The organism is Halomonas sp. E19, from assembly GCF_052439355.1.
Lineage (GTDB): Bacteria > Pseudomonadota > Gammaproteobacteria > Pseudomonadales > Halomonadaceae > Halomonas.
Genome location: NZ_JBNFWU010000001.1, coordinates 2,314,347 through 2,332,781, shown reverse-complemented (window position 1 = coordinate 2,332,781; position 18,435 = coordinate 2,314,347). Strand labels below are relative to the sequence as shown.

Genomic DNA, 18,435 nt, shown 5'->3' with positions numbered 1-18,435 from the left:
GCCTAGGGCTTGGCAGGCGGCAGCAGGCTTTCCATGGGCCAGCGCGGCACCGCTTTCATCTGGCCTACGACATCGTGCTCGCCGGCCAGCAGCCGCTGGGCGCCGGTGTAGGCGATCATCGCACCGTTGTCGGTGCAGAAGCGTCCGCGCGGGTAGTAGACCTGCGCACCGCGCTGGCCCGCCTCGTACTCCAGGCGCTCGCGCAGCCGCGCGTTGGCGCTCACGCCGCCCGCCATCACCAGCCGCTTCAGGCCGGTGTCGTCCAGCGCGCGCCGGCACTTGATCACCAGTGTATCTACCACCGCTTCCTCGAAGGCCCGCGCCACGTCTGCCTTGGCCTGGTCGTCCAGATCGTCGGCCTGTTCGAGCTGGCGCAGGGTGGTCAGGGTGTGGGTCTTGAGCCCGGAAAAGCTGAAGTCGAGGCCGGGACGGTCGGTCATGGGCCGCGGGAAGCGGAAGCGCGTCGGGTCGCCGGCTTCGGCCAGGCGAGCCACCTGCGGGCCGCCGGGATAGGCCAGCCCCAGCATCTTGGCGGCCTTGTCGAAGGCTTCGCCAGCGGCATCGTCCACCGACTCGCCTAGCAGCCGATAGCGGCCCAGGCCCTGCACCTCCACCAATTGGGTATGCCCGCCGGATACCAGCAGGGCGACGAAGGGAAACGCCGGCGGAGCCTCCTCGAGCATAGGCGCCATGAGGTGGCCTTCCATGTGATGCACCCCAAGCACCGGAATGCCAAGGGCGCGCGCCATGCCGTGGGCGGTGCTGGCGCCGACCATCAGCGCACCGACCAGGCCGGGCCCGGCGGTGTAGGCGATGGCATCGAGCTGGTGGCAGCTGATGCCGGCACCGTCGAGCACTTGCTGGATCAGCGGCAGCAGGCGGCGGGTATGGTCGCGAGAGGCGAGTTCGGGCACGACGCCGCCAAACTCGGCATGCATGGCCACCTGGCTGTAGAGCGCGTCGGCGGTGAGGCCACGCTCGGTATCGTAGATCGCGACGCCGGTTTCATCGCAGGAGGTTTCGATGCCAAGGACTCGCATGGTTCAGGCTCATGAAAAAGTGGGAGGCGGACATTCTAGCAAACTCACCGGAGCCTCGGCTGGCGTTAGTGCCGGGAGCGGAAAAGCAAGCCCTGAGTTTGGGCGCCATTCAACGCCTTGCCTCCGGTCGAGGCTGGAGTGTTATCGGAAAACTTGATCTGAATCATGGGGAAAATTGGGTATTGGCCTAGGCTGCGGGGTTGGGAACAACAATAACAAGCTTGGCAGAGCGCTGCCGGCGCGTCTCGGGGGATCGTCATGCACCTGTTTCGTCATATTTCCATCGGCCACAAGATACTGCTGGCGCTGATGCTGCCGCTGCTGGCCATGGGAGGCTTCGCCGGCCTGCAGGTGGTAGAGCGTCTGCAGCTTGCCAGCAGCATGAGCCAGCTGCACCAACTCACCGGCCTGGCCCTGACCGCCGGTGATCTGGTCCATGAGCTGCAGCGCGAACGGGGCGGTAGTGCCATCTTTCTTGGTACCCAGGGGCGCCAGTACGGCGCCGAGCTGCAGGCGCAGCGAGCGCAGACAGACCGACGAATCGAGCGTTTCGAAACGCGACTGCAGGCGCTGGGGCAGGGCGATGGCAGCGATCCTGCCTGGCAGACGATGGGGGTCGTCAGTGATCACCTTGCCGGTCTGGCCGCACTTCGCCAACGGGTGGATGCCCACGCGGCCTCGGCCTCCGAGGTGACCGGCCGCTATACCGAGCTCAACGCCGAGCTGATCGGGATCGTGGGGCGGCTCACCCATGTCACCGGTGAGGCGCAGACCACTCGCAGCCTGGCAGCCTACTACAGCCTGCTGCGCGCCAAGGAGCTGGCCGGCATCGAGCGGGCGCTACTCTCGGGCGCGTTCGGAGCGGACCGCATCGATGGTCAGGCGTACCAGCGCTTCGTCTCGCTGATCGGTGCCCAGGACGCACAGCTGAGCACCTTCCAGATCCTCGCCTCCTCGTCGCAGCGCGCGCTGCTCGCTACTCAGCTGGCCGGCCCTGAGGTCGAGCGGCTGGAAGCGCTTCGGGAAACGGTGCTGCTCAGTGCCGCTCGCCAAGGCTTCGGCATCGACCCGGAGCGCTGGTTCGAGTGGCAGTCGGTCAAGATCGATCGTCTCAAGGTCGTCGAGGATACCGTCGCCGAGAGCGTACTGGCGCTGGTGGCCGGGCTGCGCGACGGCGCTCGGCGCGACCTGGTGCGCAACGGCGTGATAGCCGCCGTGATCGCGGGGCTGGTGGTGCTGGTGGCGGTGTCGATCGGGCGCAGCACCGTACTGCGGCTGCGCCAGACGGCGCAGGCCATGCGCGAGATTGCCGAAGGCGACGGCGACCTGACGCGCCGCCTGAGTGTGACTCACCATGACGAGATCGGTAGCCTCGCTGCCCAGTTCAATGCCTTTGCGGCGCGCATGCAGGGGCTGCTGCTGGACGTCAAGGAGAGCGCCCAGCGGGTCTATCTCAGCGCCGAGGAGATCGCCCAGGGAGCGAGACCCTGGCCACCCATGCCGAGCAGGAGGCGTCGAGCCTGCAGGAGACCTCGGCTTCCATGGAGCAGATCACCGCGACGGTCAACCATAGCGCCGACTCGGCCCAGCAGGCGGACGCGCTGGCACAGTCCACCGCCGAGGTGGCCCGCAGGGGAAGGCTGCCATGCAGGAGGTGGGCGGCACCATGGAAGACATCAGTACGTCTGCGGGGCGTATCGGCGAGATCATCACGCTGATCGACAGCATCGCCTTCCAAACCAACATCCTGGCCCTTAACGCCTCGGTGGAGGCGGCCCGCGCCGGCGAGCACGGGCGCGGTTTCGCCGTGGTGGCCCAGGAAGTGCGCACCCTGGCCAGCCGCAGCGCCAATGCCGCCCACGAGATTCGTCAGCTGATCGATGTCTCGGTAGTGAATACCCAGCGTGGGGCGCAGATCGTGGAGCATGCCGGCGCGACCATGGAGGAGATACTCACCAGCGTCGAGCGGGTCAGTGCGGTGATTGCCGAGATCAGCGCCGGCGCCCGCGAACAGAGCGCAGGCATCGTTCAGGTCAACCAGGCTGTCGGCGAACTGGATGGCAACACCCAGCGCAACGTCGCTCTGGTGGAGCAGACTTCCAACGCCGCTACCGACATGCGCGAGCAGGCCGAGCACCTCAATGCCTTGATGAACGCCTTCGTCCTGGGACAGCGTGAGCGGTGCGAACCCGAAGCCGCCTCCTCGCTGCCGGCTCCTGGGAGAAGCCGCTGCCGGCGCTGGCCTGAGCGCCAGGAGCAGGATGGCACGGCGAAGCGAGACGGCAAAGGGCGAGCCGAGGCGCAGCCGCTGTGCCAGGCGTGGCATCAGCGGCAGCTGCCGAAGTAGCAGTTTCACGGTGTTACGCTCGACGGGTCGGGGAGAAGGCCGCCTCCACCTGGGCGACCAGCGTCTCCGCCTGGCTGCCCGGGTCGATCCAGCTGTAGAGCACACCTTGCTCGACGGCGGTGGTGGCCAAGGGGGCGTCCTTCGCGGCGGCAAAGGCGAGACAGGCGATCTCGGGATAGAGCGCCCTGACGCGGCGGTGGAATTCGAGTCCCGGCATGTCAGGCAGGTGCATGCTGCCGATCACCACGCCGATGCCGTTCATGGCCAGCAGGTCGAACGCTTCGTTGCTGCGAGTGGCCGTCAGGGGCCGGTAGCCGGCTGCACGCAGCGGGTTGCTCAGTGCCGCGACGACGTCTGGGTTAGGGTCCAGCAGCAGCAGCGAGCGCTTGTCGGCAGCCGTGTCGATGGCCGGCAGCTCCAGCCGCCGCCGTGCTTGCAGCAGCTCTGTCATCTGCGCGCCTGGCAGTGGACGGCTGTACAGGTAGCCCTGCAGCTGGTCACAGTGCCGGCGGCGCAGGTAGGCCGCCTGAGCCAGGGTTTCCACCCCTTCGGCCACTATCTGCAGGCGCAACCCGTGGCCCATGGCGATGATGGTCTGCGCGATGGAGGCTTCATCGGGCGACGTGGTGACATTGGTAATGAAGCTGCGGTCGATCTTCAGGGTGTCGAAGGGGAAGCGGCGCAGATAGGCCAGGCTGGAGTAGCCGGTACCGAAGTCGTCGATGGCCAGGCGCACGCCTTGGGCCTTCAGCGCATTCAGCACGGCGATGGTCTCTTCGGGCCGCTCCATCACTGCGCTTTCGGTCAGCTCCAGCTCGAGGCTTTCCGGGGAAAGCCGCTGTCGGCCAGGATCCTGCCCACCGAGTCTGCCAATTCTGGCTGATGCAACTGACGTGCCGAGAGATTGACCGCAAGGATCAACGGACCCAGCCCCTGCTCCTGCCACATCCGGCCTTGCCGACAGGCCTCGCGCAGTGCCCATTCGCCCAGCGGCTGGATCAGTCCGGTCTCTTCGGCCACCGGGATGAAGTGCATGGGTGAGATAGGGCCTTTGCTGGGGTGGTGCCAGCGAGCCAGGGCTTCCACTCCCACTACCTTGCCGCTGGCAAAGTCCACCTTGGGCTGGTAATGCAGCTCCAGGGCGCCTTGCTCCAGGGCGCGGCGCAGGTCCTGCTCGAGCGAGAGTCGCATCAAGGCAGCGGTGTTGAGGTCCTCGGTAAAGAAACGGAACACCCGCTGCCCCTCACGCGCGGCGATATGCTGGGCGGTGGTGGCATTGCTGAGCAGGGTCTCCAGATCCTGGCCGTCCTGTGGCAGTACGCTGATGCCCGCATGCATGTTGATGTGCAGCTCGTGGCCGTCGATGGATATTGGGCGGTAGACGGCGTCGATCATGCGCTGGGCCACTGCGGCAATGCCGTCATAGTGGGGTATGTCGCTGAGGAGCACCACGAACTCGTCGCCGGCATAGCGGGCCACCGTGTCCTGGCCCCGGGCGCAGTCGGCAAGCCGTTGGCCGACTCTCTGCAGCACCTTGTCGCCGGTGCGGTGGCCCAGGCTGTCGTTGATCAGGTGGAAGCGGCTGATGTCCAGCGAGAGTACGGCGACCTGCTGGCCCCGTTGCAGCGCCCGTTCGGCGAGCTTGTCGAAACGCTTGGCCAGCAGGGTGCGGTTGGGCAGGCCGGTCAGGTCGTCGTAGTAGGCAAGCTGATTGATCTGTTCTTCCATCTGCTTGCGCTCGCTGATGTCGTACTGGATGCCCACGAAGTGGGTGACGATGCCGTGCTGGTTGCGTACCGGGCTGATGGAGGTCAGCTCCCAATAGGGTTCGCCATTCTTGCGGCGGTTGAGGATCTCGCCTTCCCACACCTTGCCCTGCTGCAAGGTGCGGCGCATGTTCTGGTACTGGCTGCGGGGGAGGTGCCCCGGCTCCAGCAGCGGGATGCGTCGTCCCTTGATCTCTTCGGGGTGGTAGCCGGTGGTGCGCGTGAACTGGGGATTGACGTATTCGGTGATACCGCTGGCGTCGGTAATGACGATCGAGCTGACGCTTTGGTCGATCGCCTGGTTGAGTTTCTTGAGCTCCTGCTCCGTGCGCATCCGTTCGGTCACGTCGCGCCCGTTGGCCACGTAGTGGCTGATCGCTCCGGCGTCATCGTACAGCGGCGAGACGGTGATCTCTTCGTAGTAGAGCTCGCCCTGGGCGCTGAGGTTGATCAGGATGGTGCGGAAGGCCTCGCCTTTTTCCAGCGCCTCGCGAAAGCCCTGGTAGACCTCCGGGGAGTTGCGCTCATGGCTTTTCAGCAGGCGGGCGTTCATGCCGATGATGTCCTCGCGGCGGTAGCCGCGTAGCTGCTCGAAGGCGCGGTTGACGTACTCGATGTTGCGGTGGCGGTCGGTGATGATTACCGAGTCCGCGCTCTGTTCCACAGCGTGGGAGAGCTTGCGCAGCTCGGCTTCACTGGCTTCGCGCCGTGCAATGTCCTCGACCAGGCTGGTGCGTAGCTGCTCGAAGGCGCCCGCCACGGTGCCGATTTCATCACGGCTGAAAGGCGGCAGCGGGCGGTCGAGATGGCCCTCGGTCACTTGGTTCATCGACGTTTCGAGCCGCCGCAGCGGATGCAGGATGCGGCGCCGTATGGACCAGACGGCAAACAGAAAGACGCTGACGGCGGTCGTGATCGATATGGCTACCATCAGCAGCGAGAGTCGGGCGTAATTGTGCAGCTGCTCCAGGTGGGCTTCGAAGTGCCCGCTGACCGCCTCGGAGAGGGCCAGCAGCGTGCCGATGCCGCTGGTTGAGCGCCGGTACCATTCACTGGCGCTGACCGGGTAGGGGTGGCCACTGCGGCTGGCCGCGTAGACCTCCTGGCGCAACGACTGATAATCCCCTAGGAATTCGGCCTCCAACGCTTTCCTGGCCGCGACCAGTCCGGGGACATCGGAAAGCTGCTCGATCAAGGCGTGAGCGCGTTCCAGCGAGGCGTCGACGGTATCGCGATAGCGCTGCAGCTGTGCCAGCTCGGCTCCGCTCAGTGGACGCCCTTGGGCAATGGCGGCGCCGACGAGGGCGCGCTCACGGCCGGCATGTTCGCTGGCGTTGAACAGCACTTCCTTGATGATCGGGTTGGAGGTATGGGAATAGAGGTTGCCTGGCTTGGGCTGGTTGGCCGCGTCGCGCAGATTGGAGAGTGCCTCGATATGGCGGGTTGCCAGCTGGATCCACTGCTGCTCGTTCAAGGGTGCGGCGTCGCCGACGATCAGCCGGTCCACCTGATGGCGTGCGTCGACGAGCGCTTCGCGTTGGCCGACCAGCTGGGCCAGGCTGCGCGATAGCGGCAGGTCGGCGTTAGCGGCGGTCAGCTCCGTCGCCAGCGCTTCGAGGGAGCGGTATAGCTCATCGCCGCTGCGGCGCTGCTGGGCCATCTCGTAAAGCATCTCCGGGTTGCCCCGGTCGGAAAGCGACAAAATGGCGGCGGTGATGCCCCGCTCCATGGCCATGACGCCGCTGGCGCGCAGGGAAAGGTCGGCCACCTGGTTGTTCTGGTGCACCCAGCGGGCGGCGTCCTGCTTGGCTCGAAGCTCGCGAACTTCCCAGCTGGAGCCGATCAGGATCAATAGCCCCATCACGGTCAGTAGCATGGTCAACAGGTTACGGATGGTCATCGGCGAAGCCACCTCTCGGCCCTGCCCACGCGTGATCGCGACTGGGAGCTCAGGGTTGATATTCTTGTAAAAAATTCATGTGTTGCTAATGCACCATGGCGCACGCTATCCCGTGGGGCGGATGGCTGGCAATCCACCCGTGTCAACGACTTCGGCCAGGTCAAGGGGAGGTGAGGTTCGCCCCTCGAGCGTTTGCAAAGCATCGATGCGACGACTAAACTACCGTGCGCTGTACAACTGGGTCGTGCATCCAGTGGCGTTTTACTCGTCGTTCATGCGGCTCTGGCCCAGGCGACGAGGCGTCGAAGAGGGTGTGCGTACAAACCGAACTCATGATCCTAAGGTAGGTGAGTGCTTAATGCCTTCTGTTAAAGTACGTGACAACGAGCCGTTTGACGTCGCCCTGCGTCGCTTCAAGCGTTCCTGCGAAAAAGCCGGCATTCTCTCTGAAGTTCGCCGTCGCGAGCATTACGAGAAGCCGACTTCCGAGCGCAAGCGCAAGGCAGCCGCTGCAGTCAAGCGTCATGCCAAGAAGCTGCAGCGCGAGCGCAAGCGCTTCGAACGGCTCTATTGATCCGTACAGAAGGAAGCGGCGAGGCGTCAGCTTCGGCCTTCCTGGAAGGATGAGCAAGCGGCCGCCGTTGGGTGGCCGCTTGTTTTTCACGCCCTAGCTCCATTCTTTGTTCATCTGCCTGCCAGGAGGTGGTATCGCTTGCATGGCCGGACAGATACCCCAACGCTTCATAGATGACCTGCTGGCTCGTGCCGATGTGACCGAAATTGTCGGCGAACGAGTGACGCTGAAAAAGACGGGTCGCAATTTCTCTGGCCTGTGTCCCTTCCATCAGGAAAAGACGCCGTCCTTCACCGTCAGTGCGGACAAGCAGTTCTACCACTGCTTCGGCTGCGGAGCGCACGGCAATGCGCTGCGCTTTCTGATGGAGTACGACAAGTTGCGCTTTCCCGAGGCGGTGGAGCAGTTGGCATCCCGTCTGGGGCTCGAGGTGCCGCGCGAGGGGCCGACGACCCCCGCGCCCAGGCGCGCGAGCGCAAGCGCCAGGAGGGTGTCAACCTGCTGGAGCTGGCGGCGAGCTTCTTTCGTGAGCGCCTCAAGATGGCCGAAGGGCAGCATGCCCGCGACTACCTGGCGCAGCGCGGCCTGTCGCGGGAGGTGCAGCAGGCGTTCGGCATCGGCTATGCGCCGGATGGCTGGGAGGCGCTCAAGCGACACCTGAGCGCTCGAGGCGTGGCCGAAGCGGTGCAGGTCGAGTACGGCCTGCTGGTGCAGCGCGAGGAGAGCGGCCGCACCTACGACCGCTTCCGCGATCGGGTGATGTTCCCGATCCGCGACGTGCGGGAGCGCACCATCGCCTTCGGCGGCCGGGTGCTTGGCGATGCCAAGCCCAAATACCTCAACTCGCCCGAGACACCGGTCTTCCACAAGGGGCGCGAGCTTTACGGGCTGTACGAGGCACGGCAGGCCGAGCCGCGGCTCGAACGGCTGCTGATCGTGGAAGGCTACATGGATGTGGTGGCGCTGGCTCAGTTCGGCATTCGCAACGCCGTGGCCACCCTGGGTACCTCGACCAGCGAGGAGCACCTCGTGCGGCTGTTTCGCCTGGTCAGCGAGGTGGTGTTCTGCTTCGACGGCGACCGGGCCGGGCGCCAGGCCGCCGCCCGGGCGCTAGAAACCGTGCTGCCGCTGATGATCGATGGACGGCAGGCGCGCTTCCTCTTCCTGCCGGAGGGGAGGACCCGGATACGCTGGTCCGGCGCGAGGGAGCTGAGGCCTTTGTCGATCGCATCACTTGTGCGAGCCCGCTGTCGGAATTCCTGTTCGACCAGGCGGCGCAGGGTCGCGATCTGGCCCGTATCGAAGACCGCGAGCGCTATGCCAGCCAGGTGCTGGGAGCCCTGGGCAAGCTGCCGGAGGGCGTGCTCAAGTCGCTGCTGCTCAGCGAGCTGGCGCGACGTACCGGAGTCGAGCCGGCGCGCTTCGAAGCCTTGCTAGAAGCGGCTCGTCCGGCCCACGAGGCTGGTGCCGACCCGGGCGTCGCGCCGCCGGCGCCTTCGCCCCAGGCGACGCCGAGCCGCAGCGAGCCGCAGTTGCCGGCCATGGGGAGAAGTGCGCCGCTGGGCGTCATCTCGCGGCTGGTTCAGCTGCTGGTGCACGAGCCGACGCTGGTCGCGCAGCTGCCGGAGGGGGTGACTGGATCGAAGTGTCGCAGCAGGACGCCGAGCTGTGCCGTGAGCTGGTGGCGCTGCTGCGTGCCGGCCGTTACCGCAGCCCGCATGTGCTGCTGGCGCACTTTCACGGCAGTCAGCACGGCCAGCGGCTGCAGGCGCTGGCGCAGCGCGAGCTGCTGATTCCGCGCGAAGCTAGGGCGCGTGAGCTGGAAGGACTGGTGGAATGCTTGAGCCGCGAGCGGCGGCGTCAGTCGCCGCAGCAGGAGCTCGAATCGCTGCTGGCGCGTGACCGCGGCGGTGAACGTCTATCCTTGGAGGCAAGGCGGCGGCTGATGGAGTTGTTGCGGGAGCTTAAGGGGTAGGCGAACGCGTGGAGAGGTTGAAAGCGCGGCGTTCATCACTATATATAGCCGGCATGCGAATTCCGGCAGCGGGATAACCGACTAAACTAACACACCTGAGTCGAGGTGCAACAGGGCCGGGCTGGCGGGCAGTAGGGTTGACCCGCTATAATATCGGGCTTCGCAACTTTCTCCACTCCACCGCTCAGGTGCTTCATTCTTCTTCGTCGAGATAGGGTTTCTATGGCTGGAAATGCGCAGCAGCAGTCACGTCTGAAGGAGTTGATCGCGCGAGGCAAGGAACAGGGCTACCTGACCTATGCCGAGGTCAACGACCACCTTCCCGAGGATATTGCCGATCCCGACCAGGTGGAAGACATTATCGGCATGATCAACGACATGGGGATCAGCGTCGTCGAGGAAGCTCCCGACGAAGATACCCTGATGATGTCGGATCACTCTGCCGACGAGTCGGCTGCCGAAGAGGCAGTGGCTGCGCTGGCGGCCGTGGAGAGCGATGTCGGACGCACCACCGACCCGGTGCGCATGTACATGCGCGAAATGGGCACCGTGGAACTGCTGACCCGCGAGGGCGAGATCGAGATTGCCAAGCGCATCGAGGAAGGGACGCGTGAGGTGATGTCGGCCCTGGCCTGGCTGCCTGGCGCCGTGGAGTCCATCCTCGACGCCTACGATACCACCCAGGACGAAGAGGTTCCTGGGCGCCTTTCCGACCTCTTTTCCGGCTTCATCGACCCCGACGAGGGCATTCCTGGCGTGGCTGAGGCCGAGGAGCCGGAAGTCATCCTCGACGAAGACGGCGTCTCCGACAGCGACAGCGACGACGATGATGACGATGATTCATCCGGCGAGGAAGAGAGCTCCGGTGGCCCGGACCCCGAGGAAGCCAGGGCGCGCTTCGAGCAGATCCGCGAGCAAAATGCCCTGGTGAGATCCGCCATCGAGGCGCATGGGCGCAACAGCCAGCAGGCGAGGGTCGAGCTCGAGCGTTTGGCCGAGCTGTTCTCGCCGATCAAACTGGTGCCCAAGCACTTCGAGCGCCTGGTGGGCCAGGTGCGCATCAGCGTCGAGCAGGTCCGCACCCAGGAAAAGGCGGTGATGCAGCTCTTCACCAAGATGGCCAAGGTCCCGCGCAAGACCTTCATTAAGGCCTTTCCGGGCAACGAGTCGCGCCAGGCGTGGCTCGACGAGTTCATCGCCGAGCACAGCAAGTATGCCGATCGCCTGGAGCCGCTGCGGGCCGACATCCAGCGCGCCCAGCGTCGCATCGGCTTCGAAGAGGACATGGTGCAGCTGCCCGTGCCCGAGCTCAAGGAGATCAATCGCAAGCTCTCCATCGGCGAGGCCAAGGCGCGCCGGGCCAAGAAGGAGATGGTCGAGGCCAACCTGCGCCTGGTGATCTCCATCGCCAAGAAGTACACCAACCGTGGCCTGCAGTTCCTCGACCTGATCCAGGAAGGCAACATCGGCCTGATGAAGGCGGTCGACAAGTTCGAATACCGCCGCGGTTACAAGTTCTCGACCTACGCCACCTGGTGGATCCGCCAGGCGATCACGCGTTCGATCGCCGACCAGGCGCGCACCATCCGGATTCCGGTGCACATGATCGAGACGATCAACAAGCTCAACCGGGTGTCGCGCCAGATGCTGCAGGAGATGGGCCGCGAGCCGACGCCCGAGGAGCTGGGCGAGCGCCTCGAGATGCCTGAGGACAAGGTGCGCAAGGTGCTCAAGATCGCCAAGGAGCCAATCTCCATGGAGACGCCGATCGGTGACGACGACGACTCGCACCTGGGCGACTTCATCGAGGACAGCACCATGCAGCTGCCGGTTGATCTGGCCACCGGGGAGGGCCTGATCGAGGCCACCCGCAACGTGCTGGGTGGGCTGACCGCTCGCGAGGCCAAGGTGCTGCGCATGCGCTTCGGGATCGACATGAACACCGACCACACCCTCGAGGAGGTCGGCAAGCAGTTCGATGTGACCCGTGAACGGATTCGCCAGATTGAGGCCAAGGCCCTGCGCAAGCTGCGCCACCCCAGCCGCTCGGAACCGCTGCGCTCGTTCCTCGACGACTGAGCCTGGCCGCTGCCTGAGGCCGAAGGCGAGGAGCCGATGGCTTGGAGAGTGAAGTGTCAAAAACCGCGACCCCAAGGTCGCGGTTTTTTTATGGCAGCACTACCGGCGTGACGATGGAGAAGGCTCGCTCATCTGGCGTGAGCCGGCGGGCCGGCATGGCGCTGCGCCTCCTCCACGATCCAGTCATGCACGGCGGCCACCCGGCGGTCATCGAGGGCGCCGCTGGGGTAGACGATGCCGTAGCGTTTGCCGGTGTCGATACGCTGGGGAAAGGGGGCGATCAGCGCGCCCGTGGTGAGCTCGTCGGCCAGCAGCGCTTGGCGGGCGATGGCGACCCCCATGCCGGCCATGGCGGCCTCCATGGCCAGGCGATGGCGATTGAAGGTATAGCCCCGTCGGGGATTCAGCGCCGTGACGCCCAGTGCCTGCAGATAGTGCTCCCATTCGGCATAGGTGTGGCCGCCACGCCAGGCCGTAACGTCATGCAGCAAGGGGTACCAGGCGAGGTCCTCGGGGCGCGACAGGGGCGGGCGCCGGCGCAGCAGGGCGGGTGCGCAAACGGGAAAGATCACCTCTTCCATCAGGGGGTGATCGAGAGGCCGGGATAGTGGCCGTCGTTCAGGTCGATGGCCAGGTCGAACTCACCTTCACGCAGCGACAGGCTGCTGTCCTCGGCGATCACGTGCAGCTCGATATCGGGAAAGCGGGCCTGCAGGCGTGGCAGGCGAGGCATCACCCACTTGCTGAGGAAGGCCGGTACGCTGCGCAGGCGAATCACCCCGCTCATCACCCCGCTGCGCAGGCGCTTCACCTCAAGGCCGACCGCCTGGTAGGCCTCGTCGACCACCGCCGCCAGACGCTTGCCTTCCTCGGTCAGCTCCAGGCGGCGTGGCAGTCGGCGAAACAGCTTGAAGCCCAGACGCTCTTCTAGCTGCTTGATCTGCTGGCTGACGGCCCCGGTGGTCACGTGCAGCTCCTCGGCGGCGCGGGTAAAGGAGAGGTGGCGGGCGCTGGTGGCGAAGACCTTCAGCCAGGCGTGGGTCTGGGCATGCAGTAGGCGGCTCATGTCCTGCTTATTCGTTTAGTTTTACTATACTGAAGGCGAGTTTTAATCGTTTGTTCAGCGCCAAGTCAGCCTCCACCATAAGGTCAAGAAAGGGCTTTGCGCAATGTTGTTTAGCAAGGCTCATTTATTGAAGCATCGGGAGAGGTTATGGCAATCAGCGTCTTCGATCTGTTCAAGATCGGCATCGGGCCGTCCAGCTCGCATACCGTGGGGCCGATGCGGGCCGCCTATGATTTCGTCCAGCAGCTGAAGCAGGTCGAATTACTCGAGCGCACCGCCCGCGTGGAAGTGCATCTGTACGGTTCGCTGAGCGCCACCGGCAAGGGGCATGGCACCGACCGTGCGGTGATCATGGGGCTTATGGGCGAGCGTCCCGACCGGATCGACCCGGCTATCGTCGAGCCGTGCCTGGAAGAGTTGCTGGAATCCCATACCCTGCAGCTCGACGGGCGCCTGACGATTCCCTTCCTGTGGTCGCGCGATCTGCAGTGGCACGAGCGCAGCCTGCCCTACCACCCCAATGCGCTGACACTGGTGGCGCACGGGCACAGCGAGGAGCTGTTGCGCAACACCTACTACTCCGTGGGTGGAGGCTTCGTCATCGACGAGGCCCAGGCGGAGCGGGGCGAGCTGGACCAGGACCACACCACGCTGCCCTATGACTTCAACTCTGCGGCCGAGCTGATGGCGCTGTGTCGCATGCACCGCCTGAGCATCAGCGAACTGATGCTGGAAAATGAGAAGGCCTGGCGCAGCGAAGCCGAGATCCATGACGGCCTGCGGCAGGTCTGGCAGGCCATGCAGGCGTGCGTCGATGCCGGCCTGCAGCATGAGGGTGTGCTGCCTGGCGGCCTCAACGTCAAGCGCCGCGCCGCCTCGCTGCATCGCCGCCTGCTGGCGGCGCGCGATGACAGGAGCCTGATCGCCTCGACCTTCGGTGCCATGGACTGGGTCAATGTCTTCGCCCTGGCGGTGAACGAGGAAAATGCCGCCGGCGGACGCATGGTTACCGCGCCTACCAACGGGGCGGCGGGTATCATTCCGGCGGTGCTGCACTACTACATGAAGTTCCAGCCGGGGCCAGCGAGCGCGATGTGGTGAAGTTCCTGCTGGCCGCCGGTGCGGTAGGCATCCTATGCAAGAAGAACGCTTCGATCTCCGGAGCGGAGGTGGGCTGCCAGGGCGAGGTGGGTTCGGCCTGCGCCATGGCGGCGGCCGGGCTCGCCGAGGTCATGGGGGGCAGCGTGGGCCAGGTCGAAAACGCGGCCGAGATCGGTCTGGAGCACAACCTTGGCTTGACCTGCGACCCGGTGGGGGGCTGGTTCAGGTGCCGTGCATCGAGCGCAACGCCATTGCCTCGGTCAAGGCGATCAATGCCGCCCAGATGGCGCTGCGCGGCGATGGCGAGCATTTCATCTCGCTGGACAAGGCGATTCGCACCATGCGCGACACCGGGCGCGACATGCAGGACAAATACAAGGAAACCTCCCGCGGCGGCCTGGCGGTCAACGCCATCGAATGCTGACGTCCTGAAAGGCGTTTACTTCTCACTGTTTAGCCAAGCCAACTGCACACGACGAAGCGATGCCGCCTTGGCATCGCTTCGTCGTGTGCGCCTTAGCAACAACACCATAACGACTTCAGAACTACACCATTGGTCGAGTTCAACGATTCAGGTGTTGCCCAGCGAGTGGCCCTCCTCTAGCTTACGTTAACGTAAAGGTCAGAAAGGCTCAGGCGACCCAATAACAACGGCAGCCTTGACGACGCAACAACGACAACAAAGCACAAGGATCGCTGCCAGCGGTCCGGAGAGGACGTCACATGACCCAGGAGTTCATTCTGGAAACTCGCGGGTTGACCAAGCAGTTTCGCGGCTTCACCGCCGTGGACGATGTCAACCTGCAGGTCCGGGAAGGGCATATTCATGCCTTGATCGGCCCCAACGGGGCCGGCAAGACAACCGTCTTCAACCTTCTCACCAAATTCCTGCCGCCCACCCAAGGCGAAATTCTGTACCGCGGCAAGCCGATCACCGGCATGAAGGCCAACGAGATCGCTCGCCTGGGCCTGGTGCGCTCCTTCCAGATCTCCGCGGTGTTCGCCCACATGACCGCGCTGGAGAACGTGCGCGTGGCGCTGCAGCGCCCCATGGGCACCTCGTTTCATTTCTGGAAGTCCGAACGTAGCCTGGAGCCGCTCAACGAGCGCGCCATGGAACTACTGCACCAGGTCGGTCTTGCCGACTATGCCGACGTCCTCACCGTAGAGATGCCCTATGGGCGCAAGCGCGCCCTGGAAGTGGCCACTACCCTGGCGATGGAACCGACCCTGATGCTGCTCGATGAGCCGACCCAGGGCATGGGCGCCGAGGACGTCGACCGTATCGTCGAGCTGATTCGCCGGGTCGCCAAGGGCCGCACCGTGCTGATGGTAGAGCACAACCTCAGCGTCGTGAGCCGGCTGTGCGATCGCATTACCGTGCTGGCGCGCGGCGCCGTGCTGGCCGAGGGCGACTACGCCAGCGTGTCTGCCGACCCGCGGGTGAAGGAAGCCTACATGGGTAGAGAAGCAGAAGAGGAGGTCGGCGCATGAACCAGGTAGTGGAACAGCCGACGGCGCTGGAGTATCGCGACCATGACGGCGCCGAGATGCTGCGCGTGCGCGACCTGCATGCCTTCTACGGTGAATCGCATATCCTGCACGGGGTCGACTTCGAGGTGCGCCGCGGCGAACTGGTGACGCTACTGGGGCGCAATGGCGCCGGGCGCAGCACCACTCTCAAGGCGATCATGAACATGGTCGGCCGCCGCACCGGCTCGATCATGATCAACGGCACCGAGACCATCGGCATGAAGGCCCACCGCATTCCGCGGCTGGGCATCGGCTACTGCCCGGAAGAGCGGGGCATCTTCGCCAGCCTCGACGTGGAAGAAAACCTGCTGCTGCCGCCCACGGTACGCTCCGGGGGCATGTCGATCGACGAGATCTACGCGATGTTCCCCAACCTCTACGAGCGTCGCCGCAGTCAGGGCACGCGGCTGTCGGGCGGGGAGCAGCAGATGCTGGCCATGGCGCGCATCCTGCGCACCGGGGCGCGCATGCTGCTGCTCGACGAGATCACCGAGGGCCTGGCGCCGGTCATCGTGCAGAAGCTTGGCGAGGTGCTGGTGAAGCTGCGTGACCGGGGCATGACCATCGTGCTGGTGGAGCAGAACTTCCGCTTCGCAGCACCCTTGGCCGATCGTCACTACGTGATGGAGCACGGCCGCATCATCGAAGAGATTTCCGCCGCCGAGCTGCCATCGCGGCGCGACCACCTTCACACCCTGCTGGGAGTCTGAGCCAACCCGACAGTGACAGCCTGGGCGGTGCCTCGCGCGGCCCGGCCGAAACATTGCGCCATCGGCGCGCCAAGAAGAACCACAACAGCAACTTTCGTAACCACAGCAGAACAGCGACCTGCCGTGCAGCGTCGCCACAACAACAAGCCGCCCGGATGGGCTACGGAGACGAAAATGACCTTCATCAAGAAGACACTCGCCAGCAGTATCGCCATTGCCGCCACCGCTGCCATGGCCACCGCCGCCCAGGCGCAGATCAGCGATGGCGCAGTGCGCATCGGCTACCTGGCCGACATGTCCGGTACCTACCGTGACCTGGCCGGCCCCGGCGGCCTGGAAGCGCTGCGCATGGCCGTGGAAGACTTTGGCGGCAGCGTCAACGGCGCGCCGATCGAAGTCTTCAGTGCCGATGACCGCAACAGCGCCGACGTAGGCGCCAACACCGTGCGCGAGTGGGTCGACCAGCGTAACGTCGACCTCGTTGCCGGTATGGTGGCGTCGTCGGTCACCATCGCCGTGACCAATGTGCTGCAGGCCAACGACAAGCTGGGGATCATCTCCGGGTCGGCTGCCTCGAGCATCACCAACGAGCACTGCTCGCCTAACCACATCCACTGGGTCTACGACACCTACCCGCTGGCCAACGGCACGGCCAAGGCCGTTGTCGAGCAGGGCGGCGACACCTGGTTCATGCTGACTGCCGACTACGCCTTCGGCCATGCGCTGGAAGGCGACGTGGAGCGCGTGGTGACCGAGAATGGTGGCACCATCGTGGGCAAGATTCGCCATCCGTTCCCCACCGACGACTTCTCGTCCTACATCCTGCAGGCGCAGGGCTCCGGAGCCAAGATCATCGGCCTGGCCAACGCCGGCGCGGACACCGTCAACGCCATCAACACGGCTAGCCAGTTCGGCGTGGTGGAGGCCGGGCAGCAGCTTGCCGGCCTGCTGGTGTTCCTCAACGATGTTCACGCCATGGGCCTTGACGCCACTCAGGGCCTGCTGCTGACCACCGGCTGGTACTGGGACATGGACGACGAGGCGCGCGAGTGGTCCCAGCGCTACTACGACCGCGTTGGCCGTATGCCGACCATGGTGCAGGCGGGCGTCTACTCTAGCACCATGCACTACCTCAAGGCCGTCGAGGCCACCGGAACCGACGACACCCAGACGGTGCGCGAGCACATGATGAGCCAGGAGATCAACGACTTCTTCGCTCGCAATGGCCGCCTCCGCGAGGATGGCCGCATGGTGCACGACATGTACCTGGCTCAGGTGAAAACGCCGGCCGAGTCCGAGCACGAGTGGGATCTCTACGAGATTCTCGCCACCATTCCTGCCGAAGAGGCGTATCGCCCGCTCTCCGAAAGCCAGTGCAAGCTGGTGCAGAACTGAAGCACGCAAGACCGGCGGCGGCCACGGCCGCCGCCCTCTGACGGCGAGGAGAACCTAACATGACGATGATATTCGGGGTGCCGTTGGCGGTGTTCATGGGTCAGCTGCTGCTGGGCCTGATCAACGGCGCCTTCTATGCCCTGCTGAGCCTTGGGCTGGCGGTAATCTTCGGTCTGCTGAAGATCGTCAACTTCGCCCATGGGGCCATGTACATGCTGGGGGCGTTCGCCACCCTGCTGGGAATGCGCTATCTGGGCATCAACTACTGGACGGCCCTGCTGCTGGCGCCGCTGTTCGTCGGCCTGTTCGGCATGCTGATTGAGCGGCTGCTGCTGCGCCGCATCGGCCATCTGGACCACCTCTACGGCCTGCTGCTGACCTTCGGCCTGGCGCTGATCTTCGAAGGTACCCTGGTCAACTTCTTCGGCGTGTCCGGGGCGCGCTACCCCACGCCCGAGGCACTGCAGGGCGGCTTCCAGACTGGCTTCATGTTCCTGCCCAAGTACCGTGCCTGGGTATTGGTAGCAGCCATCGCCGTCTGCCTAGCGACCTGGTACATCATCGAGCGCACGCGGCTTGGCGCCTACCTGCGGGCCGGCACCGAGAACCCGGCGCTGATGCAGGCCTTCGGCGTCAACGTGCCGCTGCTGGTCACCCTGACCTACGGCTTCGGCGTTGGCCTGGCCGCCTTTGCCGGGGTGCTAGCTGCTCCGCTCTACCCGGTGTCGCCGACCATGGGCTCCAACCTGCTGATCGTGGTCTTCGCCGTGGTGGTCATCGGCGGCATGGGCTCCATCCTCGGCGCTATCGTCACCGGACTGGCCATGGGTTTGATCGAAGGCCTGACCAAGGTGTACTACCCAGAAGCCGCCAATACCGTGATCTTCCTGGTGATGATCCTGGTGCTGCTGCTCAGACCCGCCGGCCTGTTCGGCAAGGAGGCATGACA

General features: G+C 65.0%; 9 protein-coding genes and 4 pseudogenes. 10 read left to right on the top strand and 3 right to left on the bottom strand.

Annotated features, from left to right (window positions below; translation table 11 throughout):
* Positions 1-2 precede the first annotated feature (2 nt).
* Positions 3-1,040 (bottom strand): tRNA (adenosine(37)-N6)-threonylcarbamoyltransferase complex transferase subunit TsaD, encoded by a 1,038-nt coding sequence (gene tsaD / locus ACUDAL_RS12225; RefSeq protein WP_444678319.1) that lies wholly within the window; start codon positions 1,038-1,040, stop codon positions 3-5.
* 258 nt (positions 1,041-1,298) lie between these two features.
* On the opposite strand from tsaD, the gene ACUDAL_RS12220 reads away from it, so the two are divergent.
* Positions 1,299-2,798, top strand: coding sequence for a nitrate- and nitrite sensing domain-containing protein (locus ACUDAL_RS12220; RefSeq protein ID WP_444678318.1), 1,500 nt, complete (start codon positions 1,299-1,301; stop codon positions 2,796-2,798).
* Positions 2,707-3,387 (top strand): methyl-accepting chemotaxis protein, encoded by a 681-nt coding sequence (locus tag ACUDAL_RS12215; RefSeq protein WP_444678317.1) that lies wholly within the window; start codon positions 2,707-2,709, stop codon positions 3,385-3,387. The genes ACUDAL_RS12220 and ACUDAL_RS12215 overlap by 92 nt, the downstream gene beginning before the upstream one ends.
* Positions 3,388-3,400: 13 nt before the next feature.
* Here the strand turns inward: ACUDAL_RS12215 and ACUDAL_RS12210 are convergent.
* Positions 3,401-6,882, bottom strand: a pseudogene (locus tag ACUDAL_RS12210) (EAL domain-containing protein).
* A 529-nt stretch (positions 6,883-7,411) separates the two neighbouring features.
* Here ACUDAL_RS12210 and rpsU point away from each other — a divergent pair.
* The 3 genes and pseudogenes from rpsU to rpoD all read left to right on the top strand — a co-directional run bounded on the left by rpsU (position 7,412) and on the right by rpoD (position 11,681).
* Entirely contained in the window at positions 7,412-7,627 is a 216-nt protein-coding gene (gene rpsU, locus ACUDAL_RS12205; RefSeq protein ID WP_444678316.1) for a 30S ribosomal protein S21, read from the top strand.
* A 142-nt stretch (positions 7,628-7,769) separates the two neighbouring features.
* Positions 7,770-9,602, top strand: a pseudogene (gene dnaG / locus ACUDAL_RS12200) (DNA primase).
* Positions 9,603-9,824: 222 nt separating this feature from the next.
* Positions 9,825-11,681 carry an RNA polymerase sigma factor RpoD gene (rpoD, locus tag ACUDAL_RS12195; protein ID WP_444678315.1) on the top strand — a complete coding sequence of 619 codons (1,857 nt, stop codon included), beginning with the start codon at positions 9,825-9,827 and terminating at the stop codon, positions 11,679-11,681.
* A gap of 128 nt (positions 11,682-11,809) precedes the next feature.
* Here the strand turns inward: rpoD and ACUDAL_RS12190 are convergent.
* Positions 11,810-12,747, bottom strand: a pseudogene (locus ACUDAL_RS12190) (LysR substrate-binding domain-containing protein).
* Between the two features lie 147 nt (positions 12,748-12,894).
* Here ACUDAL_RS12190 and ACUDAL_RS12185 point away from each other — a divergent pair.
* From ACUDAL_RS12185 to ACUDAL_RS12165, 5 genes and pseudogenes are all read left to right on the top strand, one after another.
* Positions 12,895-14,272 (top strand): annotated as a pseudogene (locus tag ACUDAL_RS12185) (L-serine ammonia-lyase).
* A gap of 299 nt (positions 14,273-14,571) precedes the next feature.
* Positions 14,572-15,342 carry an ABC transporter ATP-binding protein gene (locus tag ACUDAL_RS12180; protein ID WP_444678314.1) on the top strand — a complete coding sequence of 257 codons (771 nt, stop codon included), beginning with the start codon at positions 14,572-14,574 and terminating at the stop codon, positions 15,340-15,342.
* Positions 15,339-16,091 (top strand): ABC transporter ATP-binding protein, encoded by a 753-nt coding sequence (locus ACUDAL_RS12175; RefSeq protein WP_444678313.1) that lies wholly within the window; start codon positions 15,339-15,341, stop codon positions 16,089-16,091. Before ACUDAL_RS12180 ends, ACUDAL_RS12175 begins: the two co-directional genes overlap by 4 nt.
* Before the next feature lie 174 nt (positions 16,092-16,265).
* On the top strand, positions 16,266-17,486 hold the full coding sequence (locus ACUDAL_RS12170; protein WP_444678312.1) for an ABC transporter substrate-binding protein: 1,221 nt from the start codon (positions 16,266-16,268) through the stop codon (positions 17,484-17,486).
* A gap of 59 nt (positions 17,487-17,545) precedes the next feature.
* The gene (locus ACUDAL_RS12165; RefSeq protein ID WP_444678311.1) at positions 17,546-18,433 is read left to right on the top strand and encodes a branched-chain amino acid ABC transporter permease; all 888 of its coding nucleotides are present in this window, start codon (positions 17,546-17,548) and stop codon (positions 18,431-18,433) included.
* The last annotated feature ends 2 nt before the right edge of the window (positions 18,434-18,435 follow it).